Annotated in this window: 19 protein-coding genes; 9 read left to right on the forward strand and 10 right to left on the reverse strand. The window is 66.8% G+C overall.

The features are described from left to right. Positions 1–365: 365 nt before the first annotated feature. On the reverse strand, positions 366–1310 hold the full coding sequence (dapD, locus tag IHE57_RS13010) for a 2,3,4,5-tetrahydropyridine-2,6-dicarboxylate N-succinyltransferase (protein ID WP_209373628.1): 945 nt from the start codon (positions 1308–1310) through the stop codon (positions 366–368). 42 nt (positions 1311–1352) lie between these two features. On the opposite strand from dapD, the gene dapE reads away from it, so the two are divergent. The 6 genes from dapE to IHE57_RS13040 all read left to right on the forward strand — a co-directional run bounded on the left by dapE (position 1353) and on the right by IHE57_RS13040 (position 6215). Beyond that, positions 1353–2519, forward strand: coding sequence for a succinyl-diaminopimelate desuccinylase (gene dapE / locus IHE57_RS13015; RefSeq protein ID WP_209325047.1), 1167 nt, complete (start codon positions 1353–1355; stop codon positions 2517–2519). Between the two features lie 5 nt (positions 2520–2524). Then, positions 2525–3325 carry an LOG family protein gene (locus IHE57_RS13020; RefSeq protein WP_209325048.1) on the forward strand — a complete coding sequence of 267 codons (801 nt, stop codon included), beginning with the start codon at positions 2525–2527 and terminating at the stop codon, positions 3323–3325. Continuing rightward, a complete protein-coding gene (folP, locus tag IHE57_RS13025; RefSeq protein ID WP_366933953.1) occupies positions 3322–4221 on the forward strand; it encodes a dihydropteroate synthase in 900 nt (299 codons plus the stop codon). Before IHE57_RS13020 ends, folP begins: the two co-directional genes overlap by 4 nt. Before the next feature lie 35 nt (positions 4222–4256). Beyond that, entirely contained in the window at positions 4257–4697 is a 441-nt protein-coding gene (locus IHE57_RS13030) for a DivIVA domain-containing protein (protein WP_209325049.1), read from the forward strand. Then, on the forward strand, positions 4694–5929 hold the full coding sequence (locus tag IHE57_RS13035; RefSeq protein ID WP_209325050.1) for a hypothetical protein: 1236 nt from the start codon (positions 4694–4696) through the stop codon (positions 5927–5929). The genes IHE57_RS13030 and IHE57_RS13035 overlap by 4 nt, the downstream gene beginning before the upstream one ends. A 115-nt stretch (positions 5930–6044) precedes the next feature. Then, on the forward strand, positions 6045–6215 hold the full coding sequence (locus IHE57_RS13040) for a DUF3117 domain-containing protein (RefSeq protein WP_135538791.1): 171 nt from the start codon (positions 6045–6047) through the stop codon (positions 6213–6215). A gap of 79 nt (positions 6216–6294) precedes the next feature. On the opposite strand, the gene IHE57_RS13045 is transcribed toward IHE57_RS13040, so the two are convergent. Together IHE57_RS13045 and IHE57_RS13050 are read right to left on the reverse strand one after the other, a co-directional pair. After that, positions 6295–6930, reverse strand: a complete 636-nt coding sequence (locus tag IHE57_RS13045; protein ID WP_209325051.1) for an O-methyltransferase — start codon at positions 6928–6930, stop codon at positions 6295–6297. A gap of 36 nt (positions 6931–6966) precedes the next feature. Beyond that, positions 6967–7299, reverse strand: a complete 333-nt coding sequence (locus IHE57_RS13050) for an MGMT family protein (protein ID WP_209325052.1) — start codon at positions 7297–7299, stop codon at positions 6967–6969. An 81-nt stretch (positions 7300–7380) separates the two neighbouring features. Between IHE57_RS13050 and IHE57_RS13055 the strand changes: the two genes are divergently transcribed. Further along, on the forward strand, positions 7381–7842 hold the full coding sequence (locus tag IHE57_RS13055) for a twin-arginine translocase TatA/TatE family subunit (protein WP_253720251.1): 462 nt from the start codon (positions 7381–7383) through the stop codon (positions 7840–7842). Positions 7843–7861: 19 nt separating this feature from the next. Here the strand turns inward: IHE57_RS13055 and IHE57_RS13060 are convergent, their stop codons facing one another. The 4 genes from IHE57_RS13060 to IHE57_RS13075 form a co-directional block, all read right to left on the reverse strand. Next, on the reverse strand, positions 7862–9337 hold the full coding sequence (locus IHE57_RS13060; RefSeq protein ID WP_209325053.1) for a polysaccharide deacetylase family protein: 1476 nt from the start codon (positions 9335–9337) through the stop codon (positions 7862–7864). Positions 9338–9454: 117 nt separating this feature from the next. Continuing rightward, positions 9455–10576, reverse strand: coding sequence for an Mrp/NBP35 family ATP-binding protein (locus tag IHE57_RS13065; RefSeq protein ID WP_209373630.1), 1122 nt, complete (start codon positions 10574–10576; stop codon positions 9455–9457). A gap of 23 nt (positions 10577–10599) precedes the next feature. Beyond that, the gene (locus IHE57_RS13070; protein WP_253720253.1) at positions 10600–11187 is read right to left on the reverse strand and encodes a DUF1003 domain-containing protein; all 588 of its coding nucleotides are present in this window, start codon (positions 11185–11187) and stop codon (positions 10600–10602) included. 2 nt (positions 11188–11189) lie between these two features. Beyond that, positions 11190–12464, reverse strand: coding sequence for a magnesium transporter MgtE N-terminal domain-containing protein (locus IHE57_RS13075; protein WP_209325055.1), 1275 nt, complete (start codon positions 12462–12464; stop codon positions 11190–11192). 250 nt (positions 12465–12714) lie between these two features. Between IHE57_RS13075 and IHE57_RS13080 the strand changes: the two genes are divergently transcribed. Then, a complete protein-coding gene (locus IHE57_RS13080) occupies positions 12715–14637 on the forward strand; it encodes a calcineurin-like phosphoesterase C-terminal domain-containing protein (RefSeq protein WP_209373638.1) in 1923 nt (640 codons plus the stop codon). On the opposite strand, the gene IHE57_RS13085 is transcribed toward IHE57_RS13080, so the two are convergent. Together IHE57_RS13085 and IHE57_RS13090 are read right to left on the reverse strand one after the other, a co-directional pair. Continuing rightward, entirely contained in the window at positions 14634–15743 is a 1110-nt protein-coding gene (locus tag IHE57_RS13085) for a P1 family peptidase (RefSeq protein WP_209325057.1), read from the reverse strand. The two genes, IHE57_RS13080 and IHE57_RS13085, sit on opposite strands and share 4 nt — an antisense overlap. Next, positions 15740–17254 (reverse strand): aminopeptidase P family protein, encoded by a 1515-nt coding sequence (locus tag IHE57_RS13090; protein ID WP_209325058.1) that lies wholly within the window; start codon positions 17252–17254, stop codon positions 15740–15742. Before IHE57_RS13090 ends, IHE57_RS13085 begins: the two co-directional genes overlap by 4 nt. A 78-nt stretch (positions 17255–17332) precedes the next feature. Between IHE57_RS13090 and IHE57_RS13095 the strand changes: the two genes are divergently transcribed. After that, positions 17333–18190 (forward strand): PHP domain-containing protein, encoded by an 858-nt coding sequence (locus tag IHE57_RS13095; RefSeq protein WP_209325059.1) that lies wholly within the window; start codon positions 17333–17335, stop codon positions 18188–18190. 37 nt (positions 18191–18227) lie between these two features. Here IHE57_RS13095 and IHE57_RS13100 read toward each other — a convergent pair whose 3' ends face one another. Next, a complete protein-coding gene (locus IHE57_RS13100) occupies positions 18228–19421 on the reverse strand; it encodes an acyltransferase (RefSeq protein ID WP_281389125.1) in 1194 nt (397 codons plus the stop codon). Between the last annotated feature and the right edge of the window lie 173 nt (positions 19422–19594).

Genomic DNA, 19594 nt, shown 5'->3' on the forward strand with positions numbered 1-19594 from the left:
TGGAGGAGGAGTCGCCTCGGCGAGGCCCCGCTGTGTCCCTCACCGTTGTTGCTGCATCGCACCGGCAGTGTCGTTGCGCACCGGTGGCAGCACATCCTCTCGCAGGAACACGCGGGTATGGCAGGAACGGGTCGGAGCGGCAGGAACGGGTCGGTACGACAGGAACGCGTCGCGATGGCAGTTTCCCCTTCAGGGCACACGGGGTTGAATGCCGCGAGGGCGCGTCCACATCGTGTGAACGCGCCCTCGTCTTCCCAGAGTCGCCAAGCACGTCGCCGCGGGCGCCCCGTGCAGAAGGCGATGAGTGCCCCCGGCCGCATAGTGCCGGCCGCTCAGCGCAGCGTCAGCTCAGAACTGCCGACGTCTCAGTGCAGGTCGGGGTTGAGCTCGATGCCCTTGGAATCGCGGGCGATCGCCTCGACGGCGCCGGTGATCGAGTTCCGGCGGAAGAGGATGTTGTTCTGTCCGCTGAGCTCGGCGGCCTTGACCACGGCATTGTCCTCGCCCGGTACGGTGACTCGTGTGCCGGCGGTGAGGTAGAGACCGGCTTCGACGATGCAGTCATCGCCGATGGAGATGCCGACTCCCGCGTTGGCGCCCAAGAGGCTGCCCGAGCCGATGGAGATGCGGTGTGTGCCGCCGCCCGAGAGGGTACCCATGATGGAGGCCCCGCCGCCGATGTCGGATCCGTCGCCGACGACGACGCCCTGCGAGATGCGTCCTTCGACCATGGCCGATCCCAGAGTGCCGGCATTGAAGTTGACGAATCCTTCGTGCATCACCGTGGTGCCCGACGCCAGGTGCGCGCCGAGGCGGACACGATCGGCATCGGCGATGCGCACGCCGGAGGGAATGACGAAGTCGGTCATGCGCGGGAACTTGTCGAGTCCGTAGACGGCGACCGGCCCGCGTGCCAGCAGCTTGGCGCGGGTCGCTTCGAAGTCCTCCGGCGAGCAGGCGCCGTACGAGGTCCACACCACGTTCGAGATATGGCCGAAGATGCCGTCGAGGTTGACATCATTGGGGGCCACGATGCGGTGGGACAGGGCATGCAGCCGCAGATAGGCATCCGCCGCCGAGGCGGGACCGGCGTCGAGGTCGATCGTGGTGGTGACCACCTCGGCGCGGGTGCCGCGAGCCTCGTCGGTGCCCACAAGGGCATCGAGTCCGTCGTCGGCGGCGCGAGCGGTGGCGGCGGCCTCGGCGGCCTCAGCGGTCTCACCCGTGCTCAGTGCGGGGTACCAGACGGAGAGGACGATGTCGGAATGGGACGTGGCAAGGCCACGTGCGGAAATGATGCGTTCTGTCATGCCTCAAGCTTAGTCGGTGGCGGCAGTACTAGGCTAAGGGACATGACTGTCGATCCATCTGCTGAGACTGATTCCATCTTCGCGTCCCCGACCGACCCGGGGGACTCCCTCTTCGCCGCTCTCGATGACCCGGCCGAGCTCACGGGGCGTCTGTGCGCCATCGAATCCGTGTCCGGCAACGAAGCCGTCCTGGCCGATGCCGTCGTCGAGGTGCTCGAGAGGATCAGCGCAGGACCCGGACCCGAGCTCGAGATCCTCCGCGATGGCGATACCATCGTCGCCCGCACGAACCTCGGCCGGGCTGAGCGGATCGTCGTCGCAGGACATCTCGACACGGTTCCCGTCGAGCACAACCTGCCTCCCGTGCGCACGAGGATGACCGGAAAGGACTACCCCGACGACGAGGTGATCTGGGGGCGCGGGGCCTGCGATATGAAGGCCGGAGTGGCCATGCAGCTGGCCACGGCCGCCGCGTTGCGCAGCCCCGCCCGCGACGTCAGCTGGGTCTTCTACGATCACGAGGAGGTCGACGCCTCCCTCAACGGACTCGGCCGAGTCGCGCGCAGCCACCCCGATTGGCTGAGCGGTGACTTCGCGATCCTCGGCGAACCGTCGAACGCCTCGGTCGAGGGAGGATGCAACGGCACCATCCGCGTCGACGTCGTCACCACGGGTGTGCGCGCCCACTCGGCCCGCGCCTTCATGGGCGTCAACGCCATCCACGCCGCCGCCGAGGTGCTCGCCCGGCTGGCCGAGCACGAGACGGATACGGTGACGGTCGACGGACTCGACTACCGCGAGTCGCTGTCGGCGGTGAACATCAGCGGCGGTGTCGCCGGCAATGTGGTGCCCGATGAATGCCGCGTATCCGTGAACTACCGTTTCGCCCCGAGCAAGTCGGCGGCCGAGGCGGAAGCGTTCCTGCGCGAATTCTTCTCCGGCTTCGACCTCGTCGTCACCGATGCGGCCGAAGGCGCCAGGCCTGGTCTCGACCGTCCGATCGCGCAGGACTTCATCGACACGCTGGGACTGTCCCCGGCCCCGAAGCTCGGCTGGACCGACGTCTCTCGGTTCAGCGCACTCGGTGTTCCCGCGGTGAATTTCGGACCCGGCAATCCGCTGTATGCCCACAAATCGGATGAGCACGTCAGAGTCGCCGAGGTGGAGCAGGCCACCCGCATCCTGTGCAGCTACCTCGAGGGCCGGTGAGTCCGATGGACGACAGAGGACAGTCCGCTCCGAGCACGTCGGCCGGGTACTACCGGAAGGGCCCGCTGCGTCTGCGCGGTGATCAGGTGCCTAAGGCGACGGCGGATCAGCGTCTGCTCGACCGGGGCTCGGGAGCCGCTTGGGCGCACGAGGACCCGTGGCGGGTGATGCGCATCCAGGCCGAGTTCGTCGAAGGCTTCGGGTCGCTGGCCGAGATCGGCCCGGCCGTGGCGCTGTTCGGCTCCGCCCGGCTGCACGCAAACACGCAGGCCTATGCGGACACCCGTGAGATCGCCCGTCGTCTCGCCGCAGCCGGAAATGCCATCATCACCGGTGGTGGCCCCGGCATCATGGAGGCGGGCAACCTCGGTGCCGTCGACGGCGGGGGAGTGTCCATCGGCTTGGGCATCGAGCTGCCCTTCGAATCGGGACTCAACGACCACGTCGAACTCGGGGTGAACTTCAGGTACTTCTTCGTCCGCAAGACGATGTTCCTGAAGTACTCGCGCGCCTTCGTCGTCATGCCCGGCGGCTACGGCACGCTCGACGAGCTCTTCGAAGCGCTGACTTTGGTGCAGACGGGCAAAGTGACGTCATTCCCGATCGTGCTCTTCGGCCGTCGCTATTGGCAGGGACTCGTCGACTGGCTGACCGAGTCGATGCTGGCTGCAGGCGCGATCGGTCCGAAGGACCTGTCCCTGTTCACCCTCACCGACGATATCGACGAAGTCGTGGCAGCGATCGGACCGGGCCGACCGGGACCGGGCACCGGCGCTGCGTCCGAGACGAGCAGGAGCCGACCGTGAGAGGCAGCAGCGCCACACAGTCCGGCCCGGCACCTTTCGACCTCGCACAGGCTCGGCCGGGTGCACCGGCGATCATGGCCGTGATCAACCGCACGACCGATTCGTTCTATGAATCCGCTGCGACTCTCGACGAAGCCATCACCGCCGTCGAGGCTGCCACCGCCGACGGCGCCCACATCGTCGACGTCGGGGGAGTGCGCGCTGGCCGCGGTCGGGAGATCTCCGCGGCCGAGGAGATCGAACGCGTGTGCCCGACCATCGAAGCCGTCGCCGCCGCGCACCCGGACGTTCTCATCAGTGTCGACACCTGGCGACACGAAGTCGCCGAAGCTGCCTGCCGGGCCGGAGCCGGTCTGATCAACGACACCTGGGCGGGAGTCGACCCAGAGGTCGCCGAGGTGGCCGCCCGCTTCGGGGTCGGGATCGTGTGCTCCCACACCGGTGGGCTGAGTCCGCGAACAGATGCTCATCGCAACCGGTACGGCCTGCATGCGGCGGAGGTGGTCGACAAGACCCTGTCCGGAGTCAGCGAACTCGCCGCAGCCGCCCGCACCGCCGGCGTGCCCGAGGACCGGATCGTCATCGACCCCACCCCGGACTTCGGGAAGAACACCTACCAATCGCTGCGTCTGCTGCGCGAACTCGACCGCTTCGCCGACACCGGCTACGCGGTCCTGCTGGCGATCTCACGCAAGGACTTCGTCGGAGAGGCGATCGGTGACGTGGTCCCACCGGATCGGCTCAACGGCACCATCGCCGCGACCGCTCTGGCGGTCGAACGCGGCGCGGCGCTGATCCGCACCCATGATGTGCGTGCGACCGCCGATGCCATCGATGTGACTCTGGCGATCACCGGCGAGGCCGAGCCGAAACACACCGTGCGCGGCCTGCGCTGAGCCTCCGGTGCACGCGACTGTGCGAAAATGAAGCCATGCCTGTGTGGATTGTGATCGGTGTCGCGGCTGCGATCTTCGTCCTCGTCTTCGTCGTCGCGGCCACCTTCAACGTCTTCTCAGCCGAGACGCTCGACGAGGCGGAAGAGCCCTGGACCGGGCTTCCCGAGGGATTCACGGGAGCGGACCTGGAGGCGGTGACCTTCCGCCCGGCGCTGCGCGGCTATCGGATGGAGGATGTCGACGAGGCCATGCAGATGTTGAGCGAACGCCTGCGCGAACTCGAATCCGCACACGCCGAGGACTCGCGACCGAACCCGTCCGCCGTCGATTCAGCGGACCGACCGAATCTGTCCGCCGCCGACTCAGCGGACCGGCCGAACGCGCCTGCCGTCGAGCCGACGGATCGGCCGGCGTCCGCGCACTCGGATCGGGGCCCTGCCGCCGATGCACCGGAAACGGCTGCCGGACAACGATGAGCCGACCTGCCGACCTGCCCGGAATCACCCTCGCCCGCGAAGCCTTCGACTCCTCCCGACTCTCCCGTCTCGGCGCGCTGTTCCTGTCGCTGCCGGTCTGGGTCCAGGCCGTTGCCGTGTACTTCGCCTCCCGCGTCGTGAGCATGTCGATCTTCGCCGCCGTCCTGAAGCGGCAGGACCCGGCGAACTGGTCGTCCTCGCCGGTGACGACGACGCTCAACGACTTCCTCAACTTCTGGGACGGCGGCTGGTACGCACGCGTTGCGGACGAAGGCTATCCGCGGATCCTGCCGATCGACGACAGCGGCGCTGTGGGAGAGAACCAGTGGGCCTTCTACCCGCTGCATCCCTCCGTGGTCAGCACCCTGTCGGACCTGACCGGAGTCAGCTACGAGATCATCTCACCGATCGTGTCCACGCTCGCCGCCGGACTGGCCTCGATCGTCATCCTCCACCTGTTCCGGAAGTATGTCGACGGCGACCAGGCGCTGATGGGTCTGGCGCTCGTGATGTTCTTTCCGCCGGCAGCGATCTTCTCCACCGGTTATGCCGAATCCCTGACGCTTCTGCTGCAGGCGATGGCGCTCTTCCTCGTCGTCGAACGCCGCTACCTCTCCGCGCTGCCGGTCGTCGTCCTCATGGACCTGTCCCGTCCGATCGGTGTGGCCTTCTCGTTCTTCATGCTGCTCCACCTCATCGACCGGTTCCTGCGCCGCAGGCACGATCCGTACCCCGCCGCCGAGGCGGTTCGGTCATGGACCCTGGGCGTGCTCTCCTGCGCGGCGGCCCTCATCCATCCCGTCCACGCTTGGTGGGTGACCGGATCGATGACGGCCTACACCGACACCGAGGCGGCCTGGCACACCGGAGAGACGACGTTCCTCGTCCAATGGGTCGCCCAGTCGATCAACCTCATCGGTCCGTTGGGTCCGGTGCTGCTCGCCATCGTCGTCGCCGGGATGCTTGCGCTGATATTCTCCCCGGCGGGAGCGCGTATGGGACGGACGATGCAGCTCTTCTGCCTCGGCTACGGCATCTATCTGCTCATCTTCTTCAATCCCCAGACCTCGACCCTGCGTCTGCTGCTGCCGCTGTTCCCGATGGCTCTGACCCTGGCATCGGTGCGCTCGCGAGGTTACCGAGCCGCGCTGCTGGTGGCCTATATTCTGCTCCAGATCGTGTGGGTGGCCTATCTGTGGCACTTCACCCCGCCGGCCGATCTGCCGCCCTGATCGCTCGTTTCGTCGAAAGTTACCCGGATCGACCGGATCGTGGAATAATCGAAGAACAACATTCGGTGCACCAGGCGTGGACCGTCTTTGCATGACAACGGAAGGAAGAGCCCACATGGCAGCCCAGAAACCCCGCACCGGCGACGGACCTCTGGAAGTGACCGAAGAAGGCCGAAGCATGGTGATGCGGCTTCCTGTCGAAGGCGGAGGCAGACTGGTGATCGAGCTCAGCAGGGACGAGGCCACCGGATTGCACGACACCTTGGCTGAGACGCTGGGACTCTGAGCGGAGGGCCTGGGGACCGCGGCCGCTGAGAACCGCACGAACAGCAGAGACCGATCAGAGGTCTCTGCTGTTGTCGTATTCAGGGGGTCTTCTGGAGCAGGAGCAGGCCCTCGCCGATGGGCAGCAGCACTCGTTGGAGACCCTCCTGGCCGGCGATGCGGTTGAGCAGCCCTCTGGCCGCCTGCGTGCGCGGACTGCGGTCGACGGGATCGGCCACAGCGCCTTTGAGCAGCGTCTGGTGGATGACGAGGAGGCCGTGTGCGTCGAGCAGCCGCAGCGAAGGCTGGATCATCCGCTCGAGGTTGCTCGGCTCTGAGTCGATGAAGACCATGTCATAAGCCGCCGGAGCCAGCTTCTTGAGCACCTCCTCGGCACGCCCATTCATCAGCCGCAGCCTTCCGGGACGGATGCCGGCCATATCGACGAGGTCGCGGGCGGCGCCCTGGGCAGTGGAATTCGTGTCGATCGACGTCAGTATCCCCGCGGTGGGCATGCCGCGCAGCAGGGCCAGCGTCGACGTGCCGACGCCGGTGCCCACCTCGACCGCGGCGACCGGGGTGAGGAGTCGCGCGAGCAGGCTGAGCGTCGTCGCCGTCGTCTGGGAGACCGGCACGAGCCCGAACTCGTGTGAATGCGTGCGAGCGGCGTCGAGCAGAGGGTCGGGGCCGTTGTACTGTTCGGAGAAGGTGAGATCACCTGCATTTTCGCGTGACAATCGGCCCTCTCTTTCCGCTGATGACTGCCCCCAAGTCTAACCGCATTCGGGCTCGGTTCCGTGAGCGCGCCACAGCTCGTCGAGTTCATAGAGGTCGAGGAATGCGCTGCGATCGACACGTCGGTGCGAATGCGGTGTTCCTTCGAGGCTCCATCGGATGCGTGCCGCCGGGAGGATCCCGTCGGGCAGGACGCCCGCCGCGTTGACGACCCTCCACCAGGTGACATTGGAGCCGAACTCCTTCATCACCCGTCCGACATACCGGGGTGAGCAGCCGGCGACGGCACCTACGGTTCCGTAGGCGACGACACGGGCGGCAGGGACGAGCTCGACGATGCGCAACACCCGCTCGACCGCTATCTCATCCATCGCCGCTCCCGCCTCATGCTGTGTGCGAACCTGTGCCGACCATGAGTCGATGCTACCGCCGTGCACGGTAGACTGGGTGGCATGTTCATGGGTATCAACGGCACCGAAATGGTGATCCTGGTCGTTGTGGCCTTGGTCGTGATCGGACCCAAGCGCCTGCCCGAATATGCGCAGAAGCTGCGTGAACTCGTCCGTCAGATGCGACGAATGGCCGAAGGCGCGAAGGACAGTGTCCGCCGTGACTTCGGAGACGACTTCAAGGACGTCGACTGGCAGAAGCTCGATCCCCGCCAGTACGATCCGCGGCGGATCGTGCGTGAAGCCCTTGTCGAAGAGGACGCTGCGATCCGTGAGTCCAAGCGCCGGGAACATTCGGCGCTGGAGTCTTCGGACCCCGAGACAGATGCGGCTGATATCGAGACCTCTTCCGGGAAGACCGCTGCCGAAGTCAGGCGGGAGCAGTCGCCGATCGAACGTTTCCAGGTTCAGATCGACCTGCGGGATCCTTCCGTCGGCGCTCCGTTCGATCCCGAAGCCACCTGAGACCTCCGAGCCGGTCCCTTCAGTCCTTGTGCACCGAGGGATGCTCGGGATTCGAGCACAGTTCGTCGGCGTAGCCACGGCAGAAGTAGGAACCGCCCGGTTCCCAGTCGATGCCGTCGAAGAGCTCGCGCACCGTCACGGCGTACAGCCCTTTGTCCGCAACGGCTGCGAACACCGCCGGCGCCGCCTCGACCGTCGTGGGGTGGATGGAGTGCATGAGCACGATCGAGCCCGGGTGCGTCCTGTCCTTGACCCGTCTCACCGTCGTTCTCGGGTCCCTGTCCCGCCAATCGTCGGTATCGACATTCCAGATGATCGCAGGACGGTCGAGAACGTGCGCGGAGCGTCTGTCGAGGGCGCCGTAGGGAGGTCGGACGAGGGGCTGCGCGGTCTGCCCGACGGAGCGCAGCGACTTCTGGGTGCGATGCACCTCTCGGCGGATCTTCGCGGACTCGGTCCGATCCAATCGCGGATGCCGATAGGTGTGGCTGTCGACCTCGTGTCCGGCCGCGACGATGCGTTCTGCTGTGTGCGGGTACTCGTCGATGTTCCGGCCCAGAAGGAAATAGGTGAGCCGGATGTCCGCGGCGTCCGCAGCATCGAGCAGCGCCTGTTCGGTGCTCGCTCGTCCGGGACCATCGTCATAGGTCAGCGCCACGCAGGGCAGCAGGGCGCAGGAGAAGTCCGGCGACCGCCGGTCGCCCGGTTGTGGAAGTTCGAGCGAGGTGCGCAGAGCCGCGGACACGGACCTCCCCAGATCCGAGAGGAGCCCGTCTTCGACCGTCTCGCCCTGGACGGTCAGGGCACCGGTGGCGTTGACCGAGATCTCAGCGGGGTCGATGCGCATCGAAAACAGCTTCTGCGCATCGACCGTGGTATCGGCTTCGAGATCGGTGAGCAGAACCTCCGTCCGCGGGCGAGGTGACCGCTGCCGCAGCGCTGTGACGATGTAGCGGCCGCCGGAGGTGAGAACCGTGCTGGCGATGTCGATGGTGCGGCGCTCAGGCGCGCGCTCGGACAGTGGCTCGTCCTCGCGGGTCCGAACTTCGGAGGCTGCGCCGACAGCCGGAGCCGCCGGGGAGGCTGAGATGGGCGGATTGAAACTCGTTGTCGGCCACCGGTGGACCGGGGCCGTCTGCGGGGGATCGAAGGCGGCGCGGCCGGCGAATCCGCCGGATCCTTCGACCGCGGTCAGCAGCTTCGACTCGATTGCCGAGTTCAGCGACGGTGCTCCGGGCAGGCCGAAGACATGGACATTCATCCTCGGCGTCCTCTTCTCGGCCACGACGGCATAGCTGCGCATCGCAGCCGACAGCTGGGCGCGGTTCGCCTCGGCGATGGCTCTGTCGGCGGAGGAGGGTGCGCCGTCGGCAGGCTCACTCGGTCGGTGCAGGGAGACGATGCTGCCGGCGAGCAGGATGAGGACGATCAGGGCATCGGCGAAGACGAACACGGTGTAGACGATGGTGTCTCGTCGGTCGAGGGAGAACGCCAAGGGCAGAGATCCTTGTCAGCAGCGCACGGGGATGGGGATCGGGGTGGGGGAGGGCTCCGTCGTGGCCGTGCCGTGGTCAGCGAGCCGAGCCCGACAGCGCATTCGACGCATTGCGGATCAGACCGGGCTGAGTCCCAGGGACCGTCCGGACAGGCCGCGCGAGCGCTTGCGCAGGGATTCGGCCAAGATATCGAATGCCTGCGCCGCCGGAGAGTCGGGGTTGCCGAGCACTACCGGCGTGCCTGAATCCGAGCCTTCCCGCAGACGCGTGTCGAGGGGGATCTGAGCCAGCAGCGGCACCTCGTGCTCCAGGGTGGCGGACAGGTTCTCGGCCACGCTGGCACCGCCGCCGGAGCCGAAGACCTCCATACGGGTGCCATCGGGCATGTCCATCCAGGACATGTTCTCGATGACCCCGGACAGCCTCTGCTTCGTCTGTGTGGCGATCGATCCGGCGCGTTCGGCGACCTGGGCCGCAGCCGACTGCGGTGTGGTCACGACGAGCAGCTCCGAGCCGGGCAGCAGCTGCGCCACGGAGATCGCGATGTCACCGGTGCCGGGCGGCAGATCGAGCAGCAGGACATCGAGATCGCCCCAGAAGACGTCGGTGAGGAACTGCTGGAGTGCGCGGTGGAGCATCGGACCGCGCCACACCACGGCTTGGCTCGGCGGGACGAACATGCCGATGCTCACCACCTTCACGTCGTGGGCGATCTGCGGCAGGATCATATCGTCGACCCGGGTCGGTTTCCCCGACAGACCGAGCATGCCCGGGATCGAGAATCCGTAGATGTCGGCATCGACGACACCGACGCGCAGTCCCTTGGCCGCCAGCGAGACAGCGAGGTTCGCGGTCACCGAGGATTTGCCGACCCCGCCCTTGCCGGAGGCGACTGCGTAGACCTTGGTGAGCGAATCGGGACGATTGAACGGGATCTCGCGCGTGCCGCTGCCCTGCAGCTTCTCCTTCATCGCCTTCCGCTGCTCGGGTGTCATCGTGCCCAGGACCACGGAGACCTCGGTGACACCTTCGACACGGGAGACCGCAGCCTTCGTGTCCCTCGTGATCGTGTCCTTGAGCGGGCACCCGGTGATTGTGAGCAGAACCGCGACGGTGACCTTCCCACCGTCGATGCTGATGTCGTCGACCATATCGAGTTCGACGATATTGCGGCGGATCTCCGGGTCGATGACGCCGGTCAATGCCTCTGTCACTGTCTCCACATCGGGACCAGTCATGCCCACGTCCTTTCCTCCCCGGCTCAGCGCTCCCCGGGCTTCAACCCTACATCTTCGGGCTCAGCGCCGTCATCCTTTCCGACGCTGCCGCCCTGGGTCTCCTGCGGCTCCGTCGCGGTCCGTCCGGCCTCAGGCTTCGCCTCCTCCTCGAGCTCCTTGAGCAGATCCTTGAGCTCCGAGCGAATGAAGTCTCGCGTGGCGACCTCGCGCATCGCGATGCGCAGTGCCGCCACCTCCCTGGCCAGGTACTCGGTGTCGGCGAGGTTGCGTTCGGCGCGCTGCCGATCGTGCTCGAATTCGACGCGGTCACGATCGGTGCTGCGATTCTCCGCGAGCAGGATCAGCGGCGCAGCGTATGACGCCTGCAGCGACAGGATGAGTGTGAGCAGAGTGAAGTTCAGCGACCGGGGGTCGAACTGCCACGCTTCGGGCAGCAGAGTGTTCCACAGAAGCCACACCGTGCAGAAGACCGTCATGCCAACGAGGAAAGCCGGGGTGCCCATGAAACGGGCGAACGCTTCGGCGCCGCGACCGAAGGCCTCGGGGGAGACGGCGAAGCTGGGCAGTCTGCGCTTGCTCGACCGTGGGATCTCGAAATCGTCGACTGCCATGCCTACCCCCTTCTGGGATCGTCTCGACCGGTGGTGCGCCAGTCCTCGGGAAGCAGCTCGTCGAGGACGTCATCGACGGTGACCACACCGACGAGGCGGTCGTTCTCGTCGGTGATCGGCACCGACACCAGATTGTACGCGGCCAGCAGCTTCGCGACCTCTCCCAGAGCAGTGTCCGGAGACAGGGGCTCGACCTCGGTGTCGAGCATGATGCCGAGGGCCTCGTGGGGAGGGTGGCGGAGCATCTCCTGGATGTGGACGAGACCGAGGTACTTTCCGGTCGGAGTCTCCACCGGCTGTCGGCAGACGAAGACCGCCGCGGCCAATGCCGCGGGCAGATCCTCCCTGCGCACATGCGCCAATGCCTCGGCCACCGTGGCCTCAGGAGTGAGGATCACCGGCTCGGTGGTCATCAGTCCGCCGGCGGTGTCATCGTCATAGGCCAGCAGGGTGCGCACGTCCTCTGCCTCGTCGGGCTCCATCATCGCGAGGAATCTCTCGGCCTGCTCGTCGCTGAGCTCACCGAGGAGATCGGCCGCGTCATCGGGTTCCATCTCCTCGAGCACGGTCACGGCGCGTTCGGTCTCGAGGCCGGTGAGGACCTCGATCTGCGTCTCCGCCGGCAGCTCCTCCACGACATCTGCGAGGCGCTCGTCGTCGAGGGCCCGCGCCACCTGAAGCCGCCTGGCCGAGTTCATCTCGAAGAGCACATCGGCGAGGTCGGCGGGTTTCGTGTCCTGATAGGCGGCGATGAGCTGGGTGGCCTCCTGGTCGACCTCGGAGTCGGCCGGATGGTCGGCGTCGGTCCAATCGATCTGCTTCGTCTCGCCGCGGCGGCGGAAGGCCGCGAAGGCGCTTCGTTCGGGAACCCGACGCACGAAGAGGCGGGTGACCTCCCAGTCCTTGTTCACCTGCTGCTCGATCCCCACATCCTCGACGAGGATGGGCGAATCGTCCTCCCGCAGACGCAGTCGACGGTCGAGGAGATCGTTGATGACGAGAGTCTCCGACTGGCGCTGTTCGAAGCGACGCATATTCACCAGACCGGTGGTGATGACCTGGCCGGAGTCGATCGCGGTGACCCGGCCCATCGGGACGAAGACGCGCCGTCTGCCCGGAACCTCGACGACGAGGCCGATCACCCGGGGGAACTGGCGCATGGTCGCCCGATAGACGATGACGGCATCGCGGACCCGCCCGACCTGATCTCCGAGAGGGTCGAAGACGGGGGCGGAGACCAGCCGGGCGACGAAGACTCTTTTCGGTGGACCACTCATGATCTCAGACTACGTGGTGGCCGTGCGTCTGCGGGCCGCAGCCGCCGAATTCGACGCAGATCACAGCTGACGGCCATCGACGATGGCCGGACCGCCGGCAGCGCGGGAGGCAGCGGCCGGGGCATGAGCCCGGCAACCCGGTTCGACGGCGATTCATCAAGCCGTCCTGATGGCTTCACCTCGGCGTCGCTCGGTCTCCCTAGCGTCGTGACTCGGCAGATGCAGCCACAGTCGAATACAGGAGACATCCATGCACGCACGACGAATCCATCCCCGTACAGCCGTCGCAGGTCTGGGGGCCTGCGCCGCGCTCTCGCTCTTCGCCCCGCTGCTCTCACCCACAGCGGCGGTGGCATCCGAGGCGCCGGCCGAACTCTACCGAGGACATGTGCAGGTCGACCGGGGGCAAGCGGCCGATCCGGAGCAATTCACCGGCCAGGTCTTCGACGATGTCAATGAGAACTCGAAACTCGACGGCGACGAACGCGGCATCCCCGGGGTCGCAGTGTCCAATGGGGTCGACGTCGTTCAGACCGACGGAGCCGGTCGCTACTCGCTGCCGGTGCGCGAGAACATGACCGTCTCCGTCACCCAGCCCGCAGGTTGGCAGGTCCCCGTCGACGAGGACAAGGTCGCGCAGTTCAGCTACAACCATCTGCCGGAAGGCTCCGGGGACCTCAAGTACGGCGGAATCGAACCGACGGGCCCGACCCCGAAGGCCGTGAATTTCCCGATGATCGAGTCCCAGGCCTCGGCGGAATCGGAGCAGAATTGCCCGATCGCCTCCGACACGCAGACCTATGACCGGACCGAGGTCGGCTATGCCCGCGATGGTGCTGTCGGAGACCTGGCCGATCGTGATGACTACGGCGCCTGCGGCGTGCTGCTGCTGGGCGACAATGTGGGCGATGACCTCAGCCTCAACGATGAACTGCGTGACATCTACTCGCAGATGAACGGTCCCGTCCGGGTCGCGCCCGGCAACCACGACCAGGACTACGACGCCGTCGACGACTCCCATGCTCTCGACACGTTCCGCGACCAGTTCGGTCCGGCCCACTTCTCCTATGACGTCGGCAAGACCCATTTCGTGGTCCTCGACAGCATCGAATACGAGGGCAGGGCGAATCAGAAGAAGTACAAGGAGAAGATCACTGAGGAACAGCTGACCTGGCTGGAGAACGATCTGAAGAACGTCCCGAAGAACGCCCACGTCGTCATCGCCACGCATGCGCCGATCCTCACCCACCGCGAGGTCGTGGTCGACAACGCCGAGGACTTCTACGATGTCATCGCCGACTATCCGAACACAGTGACCGTGGGCGGTCACACGCACACTCAGGAGAATCTCGTGGCCGGAGAGAGGCGCGAGGAATGGACCGACGCCGGGATCGACGAGCTCTCCCACACCCAGATCGTGGCCGGTGCGGTCTCCGGCGACTGGTACTCCGGAGGCCTGAATGCCGACGGACTGCCGTACGCTTTCACTTCGGACGCTTCGGAGCCCGGTGTCCTCACGCTCGAGTTCGACGGTGCTGCGCGCAGCGAACGCTACACCGTCCGCAACGAGTCCGATGACCATCAGCTGCTGCTCGGCGTGAACTCACCGCAGTGGCGCGACTGGGCGCAGAAAGCTCAGGAATGGCAGGACGCGGACAAGACCGGTCCGGCCCCGGAGCCGATCTCGGAGCGAGTCGTCACGCGGAAGGACCTCGAACGAGGCGACACCTGGCTGACCTCGAGCTTCCTGGCGGGAACCTCGGACGCCCGAGTCGAGGTCAGCTTCGACGGCAAGAGGCCGGACCAGGCAGAGCATACGCAGCCCGGCAGGGGAGAGGAACTGGCCGAGGGCTGGGAGTACACCGACCCGTACACGGCTTCGCAGAACCTGCGCACCTCCGGCAGCGTCGGGCAGTCGAGCTCCCACCTGTGGCGAGCCGAGATCCCCTCGGACCTCGACCTGGGGACCCACACCGCCGAGGTGACTGCAACCGACCGCTACGGCCGTGAGTTCACTCAGACCGTCCGGTTCACCGTGGTCGAGGACGAGGCGCAGGCCAGCAGCGAATCGCAGAAGCTGCTGCGCGGCGACGGCTTCGACCTGCACCAGGAGAAGAAGGTCACCGGAGACGACCGCAGGGGACTGGACTCCGAAGAGGCCCGCAGCAGCTAAGACAGGGCGGTGAATGCCCGGACGAAGTCGGGTGAGACGGCGCCGAGAGTCGGCGGCTGCCCCCATCCGGCTTCGTCCGGCGCTGCCGCGGCATGGGCGTCGAGGATCGCCAGGCTCAGAGCATCGGCTGCCGCGGCAGTGATGGCGACGAGCTCCCGGGTGGAGTGATCGAAGCCTTCGGGCAGCGCCCGTGACCCGGTGGCGATGCCGAAGACCGTGTCACCGTCATAGAGGGTGTGCGAGGGCTGCACGGCACGAGCGATGCCCGCATGCGCCCCCGCCGCCATGCGAGTGACCTCCGCCGAATCCAGCGCCGCATCGGTGGCGACGACCGCGATCGTCGTATTCTTCGCAGCGGTGCCCGGACCGGGCGCCGCTGGCAGGCCGGTCACAGCCGGCAGATCGAGGCCGTAGGAGCGCAGCAGCGGGTCCAGCCACAATCCTCCGGTCGGAGTGCCGATCGTGCCCATGGAGTTCGCCGCGACCAGGGCCGCGACCGTGACTCCGCTGGGCAGACGGATCGCGAAGGAGCCGAGCCCGCTGCGCAGGGTCTGGAAGCCCGAACGCGCTCCGAGGCCCGCCCCGAGGCTGCCCCTGGGCACCACCTCGGCGCCGGTGTCTCCGCCATCCCCGGACAGCGCTGCACGTGCGGCCAGAGACCCTTCCTCCGGGGTGGGCGGGGCCACGGAGCCGTCACCGCGACCGAGATCGAAGATCGCGGCCGCGGGAACCAGCGGAATGACCGTGTCGTCCAGCCCCGGGGCGGGGAAACCACGGCCTGCCTCGGCGAGAGCCGTGACGACTCCGCTGACGGAGGCTAGTCCGAGTGCGGACCCGCCCGTGAGAACGATGGCGTCGGCGCCGTAGGAATGCGTGCCGGGCGCGATGACATCGGTCTCGTGGGTGGCCGGTCCGCCTCCGCGGACATCGACGCCGACGGTCGATCCCGGGGGAGGCAGCACCACGCTGAGGCCGGTCAGCCGATGTCGGGAGAACTCTCCGGCGTGACCGAGACCGATCCCCGGGACCTCGAGGATCCCACGGCCGCGGACCGGGCCGGCGCTCCTCTCAGCTGCCGACCCGGCGTCGTGGCCGCTGTCGATCATCGGCCCTGCACCCAGGCCTCGACCTCCGCGCGGGTGCGGGGGAAGCCGGCGGAGAGATTCTCCACTCCTTCGACGGTGACGAGCACATCGTCCTCGATGCGCACACCGTTGCCGCGGAACTCCTCCGGCAGGAGCAGATCATCGGACTTGAAGTACAGTCCGGGTTCGATGGTGAAGACCATCCCCGGCTCGAGCTGAGCATCGAGGTACATCTCCGCCCTGGCCTGCGCACAGTCATGGACGTCGAGACCGAGATGGTGGCTGGTGCCGTGCACCATCCACCTGCGGTGCTGCTGACCCTCGGGCGAGAGCGATTCCGCGGCGGCGACGGGCAGGACGCCGAACTCCTCGAGTCGTTCGGCGATGACTTCCATGGCCGCCTCGTGGACCTCCCTGAACTTCACCGGCCGGTTGACGTGGTCGGCGGCGACGGCGAAGGCGGCATCGGAGGCCGCGAGCACGGCATCGTAGATCTTCGCCTGCACCTCGGTGAAGGTGCCGGACACCGGCAGGGTGCGGGTGATGTCCGCAGTGTAGAGCGAGTCGGCTTCTGCGCCGGCGTCGACGAGCACGAGGTCGCCGTCCCTGACCTGACCGTCGTTGCGGATCCAGTGCAGAGTGCAGGCGTTGTTGCCCGATGCCGCGATCGTGTCGTAGCCGACCCCGTTGCCGTCGGAGCGGGCGGCGGTCTCGAAGGCGGTTTCGATGACGCGTTCTCCACGACGGTGTCTGACCGCCTGCGGCAGAGAGGCGACGACGTTGTCGAAGCCGGCACGGGTGATGGCGACCGCTTCGCGCAGAGCAGCGATCTCGTGGTCGTCCTTGATCAGGCGCAGCTCGGAGAGAGTCTGCGCCAGTTCTGCGTCCCCGGCCTCAGAAGTCTCGAGGTCGGCCTGGACCTGGGTCCGGGCGAGGTCGATGACTCCGTCGATGCGGGAATCTGCTTGGCGCACGAGACGCACGGAGATGGCCCCGAGGTCCTTGGTGATGGCGTCGTCGACGATGGCGGAGTTCTCCGTGGCGATGCCGGTCATGGTCGACATGGCCGCGAGGTCCGCTCGCGGGCCGACCCAGTATTCGCCGTAGCGGGAGTCGGAGAAGAACTCTTCGGTGTCGGCACCGGCACGGGGGCGGAAGTACAGAGTCACCTCGTGGCCGTCGTCGGAGGGTTCGAAGACGAGGACGGCGTCGGGTTCGGAATCGGCCTCGAGACCGGTCAGGTGGATGAAAGCCGAATGCGCCCGGAAACGGTAGTCGGTGTCGTTCGACCGGACCTTGAGCCCGCCGGCCGGAACGACGAGCCGTTCTCCGGGGAAGGCGGCAGAGACCTGGGCACGGCGTGCGGGAGTGAATCCGGCGGCGGCGAGGGCTTCGGCATTGAGCGGGGTGCGATCCCACCCGGAGGCGACGAAATCGCGGAAGGCCTGAGAATTCGGGCGGTGTGAGCGGTTGTTGACGCGGTCTGCGAGTGCCTGAGTCGTGTCTGGTGTGTCTGAGTTCTGCTCTGTCATGCTCCCAGTCTAGGCGGCCCGGCTGACTCGGGGTCCGCATGGGGAAGACGGAACGACAGATGCAGATAGACTGTGACCATGGTCATCGATCTCCATGTGCACACCGCATTCTCGGACGGGACCCAGACTCCTTCCGAACTCATCTCCGAAGCCTCGATGGAAGGCATCGACGTCGTCGGCATCACGGACCACGACACCACGGCGGGTTGGACGCTGGCAGAGGACGCCGCACGGGTCTACGGCCTCGGACTCGTCCGCGGCATGGAGATCTCCTGTCGGTACGAGGGCATCAGCGTGCACCTGCTGTCCTACCTCCACGACCCCTACGACACGGGACTGGCCGAGGTCGTGCAGGAGACCAGGCGGGCGCGCCTGCACCGCACGCACCTCATCATCGAGCGCCTGGCCGAGGACTATCCGATCGACATGGACGCGGTGCTCTCGGTCTCCGGTGAGGACGCCACGATCGGACGTCCGCACATCGCCGACGCCCTCGTGGCGGCCGGTGTCGTCGAGACCCGCACGGAGGCCTTCTCCTCGATCCTGTCCAGTCGCGGCAAGTACCATGTGGCGCTGCCGACGATCGACCCGATCACCGCGATCGGGCTCATCCGCGAAGCCGGCGGAGTCTCGGTCTTCGCCCATCCGCGCGCGGCCATGCGCGGACGTGTCGTCCCCGATTCCGCGATGACGGAGTTCATCGCCGCCGGCCTCGACGGTCTCGAGGTCGACCATCGGGACAATCCTCCGCAGGAACGGGAATCCATGCGCAGGCTCGCCCATGAGCACGATCTCATCATCACCGGCTCGAGCGACTATCACGGGACGGGGAAACCCAATCGCCTCGGCGAACACGTCACCACCGAGCACATGCTCGCCCGGCTGCTCGACCGTGCCGCTTCCCGGCCCAGGGGAGTCGACTTCATCCAAGGCTGATGACTCAGGCGCCTCGGCCCCTGCCGAGACAGCATGCTCAGCCGAGAATCCTGCGCAGGCGCAGCCTGCCCCACGCGAAGCTGAGTGCATAGGATGCTGCGGCCATGGCGGCGAGGAGACCCAGATACTGGACGACGAGAAGCGCCGGTCCGGCCTCGACGTCGAAGAGCTGCTCGAAGAAGAGTTCGAGGAAGAACACATGGACCAGGAACGCGCCGAACGAGGCCGAAGCGAGGCGGGTGAACACTCTCTTCGACCGGTTGCCGAGGCGGAGGCGGGAGACGATGAGGATCACGCTGAGCGCGAGACCGACGATGAGGGGGTTCGCGTTCTCGATCGGATAGGACTTCCGAGACTCCCACCACAGCACGCCGAGGGCGGAGACAGCGAAGAGCAGGCACAGGGACCAGAGAGGCGGGCGCAGCTCGGCGGCGTGATGGATGACGAAGGCGCCGATGACGAAGTAGACGACCTGATAGGTCGCGAATCCCCATTTCCACGCGGTCTGCTCGGAGCCGAGGGCCTCGAGTACGAAGGGGGCCCAGACGGTCGATCCGGCGAGGACGAGGGCAAGCGCTGCCAGCCTCCACGGACGCAGGCCCTTCCAGAACAGGACCAGTGTGCCGAACACGAGGATGAGCGGGATGTACGCATAGAGGTACCACAGGTGGAAACCGGGCCGGCCGGCCTCGAGGAGGCTGCGCACGAGGTCGTGGCGGACGTTGACCTCATCGGAGTCGAAGAGGTTGAAGCCGAGGACGAAGATGATCGACCATGCGCCCAGCGGCACGAGGTGACGGACGATCCGATCCCACATCTTCGCCTCGGTGCGCGGAGGTGCTCCTGCGAGCACGGCCCAACCGGCGATCATGAAGAACATGGGCACAGCCCAGGGGTTGACCGCCTCGGCGAGGTGTCCGAGCCACCAGGCGTCACTGCCCTCCTCGGCGCGGCCGATGAGCACTCCTCCGGAATGGCCGACCATGACGGTCAGTCCGGCGAGGACGCGCATGACGTCGACATCGTAACGATGTCCCCTCCCATTCCCAGCGCTGCCTGCCGATGTTCGGGGCGGAGTCGTTTCCGCGCGGGCCTCCGATGCCGGTGGCGACTGCCTCGGCAGGGGTTCCCCGGTGGGGGCGAAGTCGACCCGGGTGGGTGCTGCGGGGGACTGTTCGTCCAACCGGCGTGAACCGAACAATGACTCACTCTCGTTCGTACTCGATGACATTGCGTCCGGTCAGTATCGGAGACCGAATTGAACGGCATCGGGGGTCGAATTGAACACAGAGTGAACGCAGGGCCCCGACCGTGCGGTCGGGGCCCTGCGGGACGGATCGGGGCTCACCCGGCATCGAGGCTCACCCGGGGGCGGGGCTCACCAGGTGGTGGGGGGCGTGGCGT

Source organism: Brevibacterium renqingii (genome assembly GCF_017808105.1).
Classification (GTDB): Bacteria; Actinomycetota; Actinomycetes; order Actinomycetales; family Brevibacteriaceae; genus Brevibacterium; species Brevibacterium renqingii.